The organism is Streptomyces sp. NPDC017676 (assembly GCF_044329325.1).
GTDB lineage: Bacteria > Actinomycetota > Actinomycetes > Streptomycetales > Streptomycetaceae > Streptomyces.
The window spans coordinates 1-13,475 of record NZ_JBIRJA010000027.1 but is presented as its reverse complement, the minus strand read 5'-3'; the positions used below and the strand labels follow the sequence as shown (position 1 = coordinate 13,475).

The window sequence follows — 13,475 nt, the reverse complement described above, 5'->3', positions numbered from 1 at the left end:
AATTGCAGACGCGGGTTAATGCAAGTGGTGGTGCCGCCGCCCCGAGAAGAGCGGACGGACTGCGCGACCCGTCAGGGGACGATCGTGGGAACGAGGCCGCCATCGACGCCGAGCGCCCGGCCCGTGCTCGCCGAGGCCTGCTCCGACGCCACGTACGTGATCATGCTGGCCACCTCGTGCGGACGGATCAGCCGTTTGAGCAGGGAGGCGGCGGCACGGTTCTCGGCCAGGTAGCGCCGCTCCTGCTCCGCTGGCTCGAGGCCGGGATACAGCTCGTCGAACATGGCCAGCACGCCGTCGCTCATCGTGGGCCCGGGCAGCACACAGTTCACCGTGACCCCGGTGCCGGCGACCTCCTGTGCCATGCCACGGGACACGGCCAGCTGCGCCGTCTTGGTCATCCCGTAGTGGACCATGTCCGTCGGTGTCTGCACGCCCGCCTCACTACTGACGAAAATCACACGGCCCCACCCGCGCCGGACCATCCGCGGTGCGTAGTGGCGCGCCAGGCGCACACCGGATAGCACGTTGATTTCGTAGAGGCGCAGCCAGTCCGCGTCGGGGATCTCGAAGACGGGCCTGGTCTCGAAGACGCCGGCGTTGTTGACCAAGATGTCGACATCGGGCAGGTGCCGGATCAGGAGCGCCGTCCCGTCGGCCGTCCCGACGTCGGCCGTGACGCCACGTCCCCCCATCCGCTCCGCCGTCTCGGCGACACGGTCGGCGTCGCGGCCGTTGACCACGACATCGGCCCCGGCGGCGGCCAGCGCCTGCGCGGCCGCCTCCCCGATGCCCGCCGTCGAGCCGGTGACCAGCGCGGTACGTCCGCTCAGATCGATCTGCATCGGGCGGTACACCTCTCCACGAGTGCGGCCCACCCGGCAGCGGGCCGCGTCCGATCGCGCCTACGACACCCCGGTAGCCGCCCGGCCCTTGAGGCGTCATGGCCCGGTCCCGAGCCACGGAACCCGCCCGCGGTGAGGGCAACGGGCATGACGCACCTCCTCGCCGTGCGCCCTGCCGCACCCGAGAAGCGCTCGCGGGTGCCGGGCTTTCCGGGAGGGCACCAGACGTACACGATTCTTCGGCAAGGCGCCGGAACCCGCACCTCAGCGGGGCCACCACTCCCGGCTGAGGCCTGAGCCCGGTGTCGCCCCCGGCCGACCCCTCCCCGGCCGGCTCCAATCATGCGGACGGTGTAGTTCTGAGCCTTGTGGGGCACGGTGCCGTCCGGCGCGCGCTGGCCAGCCGTTCCGCTAGCCGCTGTCCCGGGCTGGGGGGCTGCGGTCAGGAACTGCCTGTCGAGCGTGGAGACGATTGCTCAGCCCAGCGCCGTTCAGGCGGCGGGCCGTGCGGGCGCGCCCTGGCGCACCGGCGCTGGCCTCGGACCTAGGTACCGGCCCTGGGGTCAGCGGCGGTAGCAGTAGGAGTCGGAGGAGGCGTCGCCGCCCTGCAGGCGTGTCTGGTGCACGCGCAGGCCGGAGAAGTCCTCGCCGTGGGGGAAGAAGCGGCTGTCCGCCGAGAGCCCGCCGTGTGAGGTGTCGGCGTCCAGCTTGACCATCCAGGGTTCGATGCCCGCGGGATAGAACTGCTCGTCCCAGGCGGCGTACAGGGAGTTCGTCAGGTAGACGCGCTTCCCGTCGCGGCTGACCTCGACCATCTGGGCCCCGCCCGTCAGCGGCACGTCGGGCGCTGCGGGGTGCGGCCGGCGGGCGGTGATGCCGCCGAGCCGCACGGCCGCGGTCCGCCTGGGTTGCCGGGGGTCGCTCACGTCGTACTGGATGAGGTCACCGGTGCCCCACGCAGAGACGTACAGCCACCGGTCGTCCACCGAGAGGTCGATGTCGGTGATCAGCGGGGGCACGGCGCCGAACGGCTTGAGCGCGGGGGGCAGGTCCTCGGCCGGGGCGGGCTCGGCCGGAAGGGTGATCACCTTGGTGACGTGGAAGTCCTCGCCGTCGCGGTGCCACCGCCACACCGAGGCCGACAGGTCCTCGACGTCGACCACGGTGTTGGTGAACCCCCAGGTGGCCTCGGGGTCGTGCGCGGGACGCAGTTCCAGCACCATCTGGTGGGCGTCGCCCAGGTCGACCTGCTGCAGGTGCCGGCCGGTGCCGAGTTCCCAGAAGTGCAGGCAGTGGCCGTAACGGCGCCCCAGCAGCAGGTCGGGGACGAGACCGCCCTCGATCATGGAAGGGGTTCCCCACTCGCTGGTCACGGCGATGTTCTGGGCCAGGTGCCACCAGACGTCATAGGCGAGATGCTGCGGCCCGCGCTCGCTCTCCCAACCGCGCAGCACCTCGAAGCTGTCGTGGTCCAGCAAGGCCACGCCGCCGGGCCCGTCCGCGCCGTCCGCGCCGCCCAGGCACGACAGGAAGACGCCGTCGGGACCGCAGTGCAGGGTGTGGGGGCGCGAGTACCCGGCCCGGGCGGCCAGTTCGCCGGGCTCGACCGTCTTGACCAGGCGGGGGCGGGCCGGATCGGGGACGGTGTCGAAGACGTGCAGCCTGGAGGAGCGCAGTCCGGGGACGATGAGATAGCGGCGCGCGGCGTGCTGGTGACCGGCATGGGCCAGCGCGCTTGAGCAGGCGTTCCAGCCGAAGTGGTGCAGTTCGTTGCCCACGCCGGGCACCTCGGCGCGGGCGATCACCCGGCCGTACGCCGCGGAGCCGGGGTCGGTGCCTACGGTGAACAGCGCGTCCGGGCGCGCTCCGGCCGGGTCGAACCCGACGACGTAGGCGAGTGCCTCCCCGGGCGCGGCGACGGCGTCCGCCGGGGTGCGGTACAGGGTCGGATCCTGGTGGCCGTCGTGGTCGTGCGGGTGCTCGGTCGTCGTCATCGTGTGTTCCCCACTCGGCGAACACAGGGCCAAGGTGGGCTCCCGTCATGGACGGGCCGGCTCTCTCGTCCGCCGTCGACGTGCGGTGAAGGACGGATGTGCCGCTGCTTCCGAGCGTTTCACAGTCCCCGGGGCCCTGCCACGGCGCCCGGCCTGTGCTGCCGTGCCTCGCGCCGTGCGGCCGTCTCGGCCCGTGTCCCGGGCCGTCGGGTCGTCCCCGCCGTGCCGGGTGGGCTCGCTCAGCCCGTCTCCGTCGAGGGCGCCGTGCCGTGCCGCCGCTCGGCCCGCCCTGCGCTTCCTCACCGCCTGCCTGAGGGAGCACCGCCGCGCTCTCGGAACCCGACGGCGGCGCCTGAACGCAGGCCGACAGGCCCTGCTCACCCACGCCCACCTCGCAATGACCAGCCCTGCGCCCGGCTCGCGGCCGGATTCGGGATCGGCACGACCACCGCCTAGCAAAGATCTGCGCGCTGGTCGAGCAGGCCATCGCCACCCTCAAGTCCCGGTGCCTCCTCCGCGAACTCCGCTGCTCGACCACCCGGATCACGAGCCTTGTCCAAGCCGCCCTGGTCCTTCATCTCGCTGTCACGGGCTGAGATCACCCCGCAGCATTCACCAGGTCCGTCAATTCGGCCTCGGTCGTCCCAGCCCGCGCTCGGTCCGCATCCGCTGATGTCTCGAAATTTCGGATGCTCTTCGTAAAACCAGAGCAGGGCGCTGGTACCGGAGGGGCGACCGGCTGCGGCCAAGCCGTCCGGGAGCGGCGCCGCTCCGCTGCCGAGGGGTGCCCATTCGCACAGCCTTGCCAGCTGGTTTGGTCGGGTATGTCTACGGCGTTGTGCCTTCACGGGTGCTGCGAACGTTTCGACGCGATTGCCGATTCATGCTGCAGGTATTGACGCCGTTCACCGGTTCCCTATTATCCACGGTGCCCGATACTCCGACAGTAGTTCGGTATATCGAACAGAAGATCGGGATTGCTCCGCCTGTCAGTGCACTTCCGTCGCCACCGCGGCGGCCGAGCCGTGAGGAGCATGTCGCACCATGAATATGTCATGGACTCGTCAGAACCTTCGGGAGTGCCGGCCCATTGGAACCAGGAACCGTTCCGCGCCTGCACCAGGTCCTCCAGGTCCGGGGTGCCGCCGGGGAGCGGGGCGGCGACCGGTTGACCGAGCACGGAAGCAAGGGCCTGAGGGCCTGGACGTTCCGGACCGCCCCACCACCAGACCACACCGGGCACGAAGGTGGAGATCTGGACCTGCAACGGCCAGACCAACCAGCAGGCTGTGCCTGGGCGTCACCGGAGGGGCCGGCTCCGACGGAAGCCTCGTCCAACTGTCGACCTGCAACGGCGGCAGCAGCCAGCGGTGGACGCCGGCATGAGTCCCCCCTTCACGCCCCGGCCGAGCCCCGACCGGTCAGCCTGCCGCGTGTCTGCCGGCCGCGGACAACCGGGCGCCTCCGCACCGACCACAGACAGCTACGGCGCCGCCGTGGGGCGGCACCCTCACAGAGGAGGTCTCATGATCCGATCAGCCGTCGACCGCCGGCGGAGGCGAGGGAAAGCCGCGCTCCTCGTCGCCCTGGCGATGCTCGTGGCCGCGTTCGGCACAACGGCGTTCGCCGAGTCCTTACCGACCGGCACGGCCACCACCGCCCGCCCGGCCGCCCACTCGCCGAAGGCCATCGCGGCCGACGCGTCGCTGCCGTGTGACATCTACGCAGCGGGCGGTACGCCGTGCGTGACGGCGCACTCCACCACCAGGGCGCTCCTCGCGTCGTACAACGGGCCGCTGTACCAGATCCAGAGGTCCTCCGATCACAGCTACCGCGACATCGGAGTGCTGAGCGCGGGCGGCTACGCCGACGGGGCGTCCCAGATCTCCTTCTGCTCGGGCACATCGTGCACGATCACGAAGATCTACGACCAGACCACCAAGCACAACGACCTGCCGATCTCCTGGGGCGGCTACTGGAAGGGGCCCGGTCCCAACGGAGCCGACGTCGGGGCCGACGCCATGGCCCTGCCGGTGACCGCGGGCGGTCACCAGGTCTTCGGTGTCAAGGTCAAGCCCGGTGTCGGCTACCGGATCGACCACGCGAACGGCGTGGCCACCGGTTCCCAGCCCGAGGGCATCTACATGGTGACGTCGTCGGACTACACCAACCAGTGGTGCTGCTTCGACTACGGCAGCGGCGAGAACTCCCACACCGACACGGGCAACGCCACCATGAACGCCATCTACTGGGGCAACGCCTGCTGGTTCGGCGGGTGCACCGGCAGCGGTCCGTGGGTCGAGGCCGACCTGGAGAACGGGATGTACCACACCAACACCGGCTCCAACAAGGATCCCGACAACAGCGGTGTGCACTACCCGTTCGTCAGCGCGTGGCTGAAGAACAACGGCACGAGCAATTTCACCCTCAAATACGGCAACGGCGCCGGCGGCGGCCTGACCACCACGTTCTCCGGCCCGCTGCCGAACGGCTACTCGCCGATGAAGCTCGACAGTTCGGTGCTGCTCGGCACCGGCGGCGACAACAGTGTCTCGGGCTCGGGCGAGTTCTTCGAGGGCGCGATGACGGCGGGCTACCCCTCCGACGCCACCGAGAACGCCGTGCAAACAGCCATCACCGCGGCCGGCTACGGGACGGCCGGCGGCACCAGGACGGGCGCGCTGCGCGCCGTGGGTGCGGGCAGGTGCCTGGAGGCGACGGGTTCGTCCACGACGGCGGGTACGCAGACCCAGATCCGGGACTGCACCGGCGCGGCGAACCAGACCTGGTCCCAGACCAACGCCCGGGAGCTCACCGTGTACTCCGGCAGCAGCCGCCTGTGCCTGGACGCCTCAGGCCAGGGCACCAGTCCCGGCACCAAGGTCATCACCTGGTCCTGCAACGGCCAGTCCAACCAGCAGTGGAACGTCAACGCGGACGGCACCGTCACCAGTGCCCAGTCGGGCCTGTGCCTGGACGTGACCGGTGCCGCCACCGCCAACGGCACCCCCGTCCAGCTGTGGACCTGCAACGGCCAGTCCAACCAGAAATGGTCGCTGAACTGACCCCCTGAAGGATCCGCGGCAGCCGACCGGGGCGGCACGCGACCACCGCCCCGGCGCGTCACCGAACCGCCCACGCGCGGGACCGTCCCGCCCCTCACCCGCGCCGCAGCGACCGACCGCACAGGAGGACCGGATGAGGACGAGAAGGCGTCGGCACGCAGACCGTCGGCCGGTGTGCGCGAGGGGACACACCCACGCGATGCACGTCGGCCGGTCTGGGCGAGGGGACACACCCACGCGATGCACGGCGGCCGGGCGCGCTGCGTCACCCCGGACCCGGCCCGGAGTGCTGAGTCTCAACGGGGGCGGTCCGCAGCCGGCCGGTGACAGGCGACCGCACAGCCATCGGGCCCCGTGACCGGACCCCTCGCACGCGACACCTCACACCTGGGAAAGGAATCCACCGTGTCAGCATTCAGCCGGTTGTTCCGGCGTCTGTGCGTCTTGACGGCCGTGCTCACGGGCCTCCTCCTGACCGCCGGCGGCATCGTCGCCACGACCGCCGCCCCGGCCCAGGCCGCCACGTCCATCACGATCAACGGCGCGTCCGGCGGCCGGACCTTCGACGGCGTCGGTGCCATCAGCGGCGGGGGCGGCAACAGCAGACTCCTGTTCGACTATCCCGAGCCCCAGCGCGGCCAGATCCTGGACTACCTGTTCAAGCCCGGCTACGGCGCCTCCCTGCACATCCTCAAGGCGGAGATCGGCGGGGACACCAACTCCACCTCAGGGGCCGAGCCGAGTCACCAGCACACCCGGTCCGACCTCAACTGCGACCGGGGCTACGAATGGTGGCTGATGGAGCAGGCCAAGGCCCGTAATCCGGGCATCAAGCTGTACGGGCTCGCCTGGGGCGCGCCCGGCTGGATCGGCGGCGGGAACTTCTGGTCGACCGACATGGTCAACTACCTGCTCTCGTGGCTGGGTTGCGCCAAGCAGCACGGGCTGAGCATCGACTACCTCGGTGGGTGGAACGAGCGGGGCTACAACATCTCCTGGTACGAACAACTGCGCAGCGCGCTCGACGGCAACGGCTACGGCAACGTCAAGATCGTCGCGGCCGACTCCGACTGGTCCGTGGCGAACGACATCAACTCCGACCCGGCGTTCGCCTCCGCGGTGAGCGCCATCGGCACGCACTACCCCTGCGGCTACCGGTCGTCCCAGTCCAACTGCTCGGTACCGTCGGCCGCCACGTCGTCCGGCAAGACGCTGTGGGCGAGCGAGAACGGCTCGGACGACTACAACGGGGGAGCGCCGGCCGTGGCGCGCGGCATCAACCGCGGATACATCGACGGCCGGATGACCGCGTACTTCAACTGGCCGGTCGTCGCCTCGATCACGCCCAACCTGCCGTACCCCACCATGGGGCTCGCCCTGGCCCCGCAGCCCTGGTCCGGCCACTACGCGATCGGCAAGAACGCCTGGGTGACGGCGCAGACCAGCCAGTTCACCGCCCCGGGCTGGCACTACCTCGACGCCTCCAGCGGCTACATCGGCGGCAACCGGAACAACGGCAGCTACGTCTCGCTGAAGTCCACCAACAACTCCGACTACTCCACGGTCATCGAGACGATGGACGCCCCAAGCGCCCAGACGCTGAACCTCACCGTCACCGGGGGACTGTCCACGAAGACCGTCCACGTCTGGTCGACCGACGTCACCTCCGGCAACCCGGCCGACCACCTCGTGCACACCGCGGACATCACCCCGTCCGGCGGCAGCTTCAGCCTCACCGTCCAGCCGGGCCGCGTGTACACCCTCACCACCACGACCGGCCAGGGCAAGGGCACCGTCACCGGTCCCGCCCAGGGCACGCTGAAGCTGCCGTACAGCGACTCCTTCGACGGTTACGCCGCCGGCACCGAGGCCAGGTACCTCATGGACTGGCAGGGCGCCTTCGAGGAGGTGGGCTGCGGCGGCGGACGCAGCGGCAGGTGCGTGCGCCAGATGAGCCCGCAGAAGCCGATCACCTGGGACGCGCTGTCCGATCCGCACGCCCTGCTCGGTGACGTGAGCTGGAGCAACTACACCGTCTCGTCGGACGTGATGCTCGAACAGGCCGGATACGCGGAGTTGATCGGCCGTGCGGGCGCGCAGGACTACAGCAGTACCGGAGGACTGAACGCCTACCACCTGCGGGTGAGCGACACCGGTGCCTGGTCGGTCCTGAACTCGAACACCAACGGCAACGTCTCCACCCTGGCCCATGGCACGACCACGGCGCTGGGCACCAACCGGTGGCACTCCCTGGCGCTCACCTTCTCCGGCACCACCATCACCGCCGTCATCGACGGTGCCACGGTCGGTTCCGTGAACGACCGGACCTGGGCCGGCGGACAGATCGGCTACGCGACCAGCCAGGGTGAGACGGCGCAGTTCGACAACCTGTCCATCACCCCCGGCAGCGGCGGGAACGACGGTGGCACGACAGGCGCGATCGTCGGGGCCGCATCCGGCCGGTGCGTGGACGTGCCGAACCAGTCGCAGACGGCCGGCACCCAGGTGGAACTGTGGGACTGCAACGGAGGCACCAACCAGCAGTGGACAAACACCTCGGCCGGTGAGCTGCGGGTCTACGGAAACGCCTGCCTGGACGCCGCGGGACAGGGCACCAGCCCCGGAACCGAGGTGGACATCTGGGACTGCAACGGCGGCGGCAACCAGAAGTGGACGCTCCACTCCGACGGCACGATCACCGGCGACCAGTCAGGCCTGTGCCTCGACGCGACCGGCGGGGGTACGGCCAACGGCACCCTCCTCCAGCTGTGGACCTGCAACGGCAACAGGAACCAGCAGTGGACGCGCGACTGATCCGGTGACCGGCCGACGACCACCGGCTCCCGCACCACCCCAGTCGACCACCCCCGAGAGGCCTCCACATGTCTTCCTCCTCCCTGCCGGTCAGCCGCCGTCGACTGCTGGCGGCGGCCGGCGCGGCCACGGCCTTCGGCCTGCTGCGGTTCGCTCCCGAGGCCGCCGCGACCGACGGTCCCGGCAGCTACACCGCGAGCTGGCCGTCCGTGGACCAGCACCCCCCGGCCCCGGCCTGGTTCCAGGACGCCAAGTTCGGCATCTACTACCACTGGGGCGTCTTCAGCGTTCCCGCGTTCGGCAACGAGTGGTACCCGCGCAACATGTACATCGGCGGCTCGAACGAGAACAGGCACCACATCGCCACCTACGGCGACCCCTCGGTATGGCCGTACCACAACTTCATCGACGGCGCCCGCGACAAGGCCGGCAACTACGTGCGGTTCGCGCCCGAACTGGCCTCCGACGGGGGCGACTTCGATCCCGACGCCTGGGCCCGGCTGTTCAGGTCCGCGGGCGCCAGGTTCGCCGGCCCGGTCGCCGAACACCACGACGGCTTCTCCATGTGGAACAGCCGCGCCAACCCGTGGAACTCGGTCCAGCACGGCCCCCGGCTCGACCTCGTGGGACTGCACGCGCAATCCATCCGCGGGCAGGGGCTGAAGTTCATGGCCTCGCTGCACCACGCGTACCACTTCAACGGCTACTACGACCACGTGCCGTCCCAGTCGGACGCGTCGCTGCGCGTGCTCTACGGCCAGCAGGGCGCGGCAGCGGAGAACAGACTCTGGTTCGACAAGCTGGTCGAGGTCATCGACGGCTACCAGCCCGACCTGATCTGGCAGGACTTCGACCTGGGCCTGGTGCAGGAGTCCTACCGCCTCCAGTTCCTCGCGCACTACTACAACCAGGCCGTCTCCTGGAACAAGGACGTGGTCGCGACCTACAAGGACGGCCTCAACGCCAAGGGTGAGGTCTACGACTTCGAACGCGGCGGCCCGGCCGGGCTGCTCACCCCCTACTGGCTGACCGACGACAGCATCTCCTCCTCCAGCTGGTGCTACACGACGGGCATCGGCTACTACTCGACGCAGGCGCTGCTCCACTCGCTGATCGACCGGGTCAGCAAGGGCGGCAACATGCTGTTGAACATCGCACCGACGGCCGCCGGCGTCATCCCCTCCGGACAGCAGTCCATCCTGCTCGGCATGGGCGACTGGCTCGGCCGCTTCGGGGAGGCGGTCTACTCCACCCGCTCCTGGACCAGCTACGGCGAGGGCCCCACCAAGATGGGCGGGGGCTCGTTCAGCGGACCGGTGGCCGGCACCGCCAAGGACGTCCGGTTCACCCGCAGCAAGGACGACAAGATCCTCTACGCCACCGCGCTGGGCTGGCAGGGCGGCACCATGACCATCACGACCCTGAACTCCAACCAGTTCAGCCTCAGCACCCTGACGAGCGCCCAACTGCTGAACAACGCCGCCGGCAGTTACACCGACCTGCCCGCACCGGTCCAGGACGCCTCCGGCCTGCACCTCACCATGCCCTCGGCCAACCCGCCGTTCAGCGCCCTGGCCTACACGGTCAAGCTCACCTTCTCCGGCCGGATCCCCCCACTGGGCGGGCCGGGAGGCTCGACCACCTGGGTGCGGATCGCCAACGTGACCAGCGGGCTGGTGCTCGACAGCGGGGGCAATGTGGCCTCCGGCTCCAACCTCAAGCAGTGGAACTACGACGGAAGCGTCAACCTGCAGTGGCAGCTGATCGACCTCGGCAACGGCTACCACCGCATCACGAACCGCGCCAACGGCATGGACGTCGACAGCTGGGGCGACTCCGCCAACGGCGCTCCCGCCCGCCAGGCGGCGTGGAACGGCGGCGACAACCAGCAGTGGTCGCTCAACAGCCTCGGCGGCAACCGCTACCAGATCGTCAACCGCGGAACCGGCACCGCACTCGACGGCAGTGGCAGCACCACGGTCGGCTCCACCACGGTGATGTGGACGCCGAACTCCAGCACCAACAACGAATGGACCATCAACGGCGCCTGAAACGCCGGCTACCGCGTCCCCTGCACCTCCTCACCCACGGAAGAAGGAGTGTATGAAACGCAAACCACTCTTGATGTCGATCGCGGCTGCGATACTCCTCGTCCTGTCGGCCGCGGGCACCTCGTTCGGCAGCGCCCGCGCAGTGACCGCGCCGGCCACCCCAGGCACCGTCAGGGCGACCGCCGGCTGCGGCAAGGCTCCGGCGCTGACGAGCGGCACGCACACGATCCAGAGCGGCGGCCAGACCCGCAGTTACCTCCTGCGGGTCCCCGCCGGCTACGACAACAACCACCCCTACCGGTTGATCTTCGGTTTCCACTGGCGGGGCGGCACGGCCAACGACGTCGACTCAGGTGGAACGGACGGGTACAACTGGTCCTACTACGGCCTGCGGCGCCTGGCCGACGCGAGCAACAGCACCATCTTCGTCGCCCCCCAGGGCAACGGCAACGGCTGGGCCAACCCAGGCGGCCAGGACGTGGCCTTCGTCGACGCCATGGTCAGCCAGCTCGAAGCAGGCCTGTGCGTGGACACCACGCAGTTGTTCTCCGCCGGCTTCAGCTACGGCGGTGCGATGTCGTATGCCCTCGCCTGCTCCCGGGCCACGGTCTTCCGCGCGGTCGCGGTCTACGCCGGCGCGAACCTCAGCGGATGCGACGGCGGTACTCAGCCCATCGCCTACATGGGCCTGCACGGCATCAGGGACAACGTGCTGCCCATCGCGTCGGGACGGGGACTGCGCGACACCTTCGTCCGGAACAACGGCTGCACCCCGCAGAACCCGCCCGAGCCCGCCTACGGCAGCCTGACGCACATCGTCACCGCCTACTCCGGCTGCCGGTCGGGATACCCCGTCGTCTGGGCCGCGTTCGACGGAGCGGGCCACGACCCCGGCCCCGTAGACGGTTCCACCGGTGACGGCTGGCGCACCTGGACATCGGCAGCGGTGTGGCAGTTCTTCACACAGTTCGACTCGAATCCGCCGCCGTCCACCGGCAACCAGGAGATCGTCGGTCAGCAGTCAGGGCGCTGCCTCGACATCAACAACTCCACCACGGCCAACGGCACACAGGCACAACTGTGGGACTGCAACGGTGGCGCCAACCAACGGTGGACCCACACATCCGGAAAGCAACTGGTCGTCTACGGCAACAAGTGCCTGAGCGCCGGCCAGACAGCGGCCAACGGCACCCCGGCGGCGATCTGGGACTGCAACGGACAGACAGACCAGCAATGGAACATCAATCCCGACGGCACGATCACAGCGCTGCGCTCGGGGCTCTGCCTGGATGCCAACGGCCAGGGGACCGCCAACGCAACGAAGATCCAGCTGTGGACCTGCACGGGCGGTACGAACCAGCGCTGGCACTTGCAGAACTGACACACCGGGGCAGATACGACGCCGCTCTGACCTGGCCCCGGACCAAGCCTCGCGAGGTTGCATCGTCTGGAGCGAGTCGCCGGGGTTGATGCTGGGTGCCTTGAACAGGTGAGGGCCTTCATGCGGTTGCTCAACAGGCATACCGGCCCCGGGCGTCCCGGCAGAGGCGTTGCGACCGGACTCGGGGACCGGCCGCGACGCCCCTGCCCGCAGGGCATGCACAACGCACACAGCGGAGTACCCCTCGCCTGTACACGCACACTGCACCGAATGGGTGGCCCGATCATGTGCGGCCGTTTCGTCAGCCGACTACGCCCGGACGGTGGGGCCGGTCCCGTCCGCGCAGACTGCGCGGGATGCGGGGTGCGCCGCCGTCCCGCACGCCGCCCGGCCCGCTATCCCCGGCCCCGCGCCGTCCGGGTGCACGCGACCGGCCCGCCCGCCCCGGCCTCGCCGCCGGGTCCCGAGTGCCGATTCGGCGGCAGCGGCATCGGCACGGGGGCGGCCGCGTCGTCGGAGAACGCGTCTGAGAACCCAGTGACGCACGGCCGCCCCCAGCGTGCCGCACTCGCAGCGGACCTGCTCAGCAGCTGCCACGCCGCCCGATCCACGGCACCGGGCACGACCAGCCGACCCCGCGACCCGACCGGTGCTGCGCCGAACTGGTCGGCGGTCCGGCTGGCCAGGCCTGTTGCTCGACCTGATCGGCTTCACGCGTGACGTGGCCGGCGTTGAGCCGGCCGCGGAAGCCTGGGCAGTTCGGCGCCTACCTGTTTCTGATCCCCGGTGTGTCGTTGAGCCAGGTCAGGATTCGAACGAAGCCGTGTCGGACGGCGTTGACTCGTTCATTGGAGTGAGCCGCATGGACATGCGGAGGATCGTCGCGGTGCTGGCCGAGGAAGCCGAGCAACAGATCCATGACCAGGTGTGGGAACTGGCTCCGGGCGATCGTGCTCTGGCTCAAGAGACTGAGGCCGGCCTGCGCAGAGTTGTCGGGCCACCGGATGTCCAGGAGGCATTGCGGCAGATCGACCGGCTCGAACACCTGCGGGAAACGCTCGCCGTCCTGGCGATCTCCCTCGCTCGCACTCACGGCCCGCATGGCCTGGTTCCTCTCCGGTGCCATCAACGCGCTCGAACCGGTTCTGCGCTGGCGTGCCCTGCCTGCTGATCGTGGTGGCACCTTCGGCACTGTCCTTGCGAGTCCTGAGGAATACACGGAGGCGGAGGTGAGCTGACCCCGGTTTCGTGGAGTCCCTGAAGCCAGGCATATGATTCTGGCCCGAAGGAGAACCACGAGCAGTGCCAGCACCACGCAAATACCC

General features: G+C 69.7%; 7 protein-coding genes and 2 pseudogenes. 6 read left to right on the top strand and 3 right to left on the bottom strand.

Features of this window, described 5'->3' with window-relative positions:
- Positions 1-71: 71 nt before the first annotated feature.
- On the bottom strand, positions 72-845 hold the full coding sequence (locus ACH4LD_RS38970; protein WP_398059041.1) for an SDR family NAD(P)-dependent oxidoreductase: 774 nt from the start codon (positions 843-845) through the stop codon (positions 72-74).
- Between the two features lie 563 nt (positions 846-1,408).
- Entirely contained in the window at positions 1,409-2,839 is a 1,431-nt protein-coding gene (locus tag ACH4LD_RS38965) for a selenium-binding protein SBP56-related protein (RefSeq protein ID WP_398059040.1), read from the bottom strand.
- A gap of 289 nt (positions 2,840-3,128) precedes the next feature.
- On the opposite strand from ACH4LD_RS38965, the pseudogene ACH4LD_RS38960 reads away from it, so the two are divergent.
- The 6 genes and pseudogenes from ACH4LD_RS38960 to ACH4LD_RS38935 form a co-directional block, all read left to right on the top strand.
- Positions 3,129-3,292: pseudogene (locus ACH4LD_RS38960) on the top strand (IS5/IS1182 family transposase); the annotation flags it as partial.
- A gap of 2 nt (positions 3,293-3,294) precedes the next feature.
- Positions 3,295-3,435, top strand: a pseudogene (locus ACH4LD_RS38955) (IS5/IS1182 family transposase); the annotation flags it as partial.
- Between the two features lie 930 nt (positions 3,436-4,365).
- Complete coding sequence (locus tag ACH4LD_RS38950; RefSeq protein WP_398059039.1) at positions 4,366-5,904, top strand: arabinofuranosidase catalytic domain-containing protein; 1,539 nt, start codon at positions 4,366-4,368, stop codon at positions 5,902-5,904.
- Between the two features lie 405 nt (positions 5,905-6,309).
- Positions 6,310-8,718, top strand: a complete 2,409-nt coding sequence (locus tag ACH4LD_RS38945; RefSeq protein ID WP_398059038.1) for a ricin-type beta-trefoil lectin domain protein — start codon at positions 6,310-6,312, stop codon at positions 8,716-8,718.
- Positions 8,719-8,786: 68 nt separating this feature from the next.
- Entirely contained in the window at positions 8,787-10,769 is a 1,983-nt protein-coding gene (locus ACH4LD_RS38940) for an alpha-L-fucosidase (protein WP_398059037.1), read from the top strand.
- A gap of 73 nt (positions 10,770-10,842) precedes the next feature.
- A complete protein-coding gene (locus ACH4LD_RS38935) occupies positions 10,843-12,150 on the top strand; it encodes a ricin-type beta-trefoil lectin domain protein (protein ID WP_398059108.1) in 1,308 nt (435 codons plus the stop codon).
- Between the two features lie 766 nt (positions 12,151-12,916).
- On the opposite strand, the gene ACH4LD_RS38930 is transcribed toward ACH4LD_RS38935, so the two are convergent.
- Positions 12,917-13,252: a hypothetical protein gene (locus ACH4LD_RS38930; RefSeq protein ID WP_398059036.1), complete on the bottom strand. Its 336-nt coding sequence runs from the start codon at positions 13,250-13,252 to the stop codon at positions 12,917-12,919.
- Between the last annotated feature and the right edge of the window lie 223 nt (positions 13,253-13,475).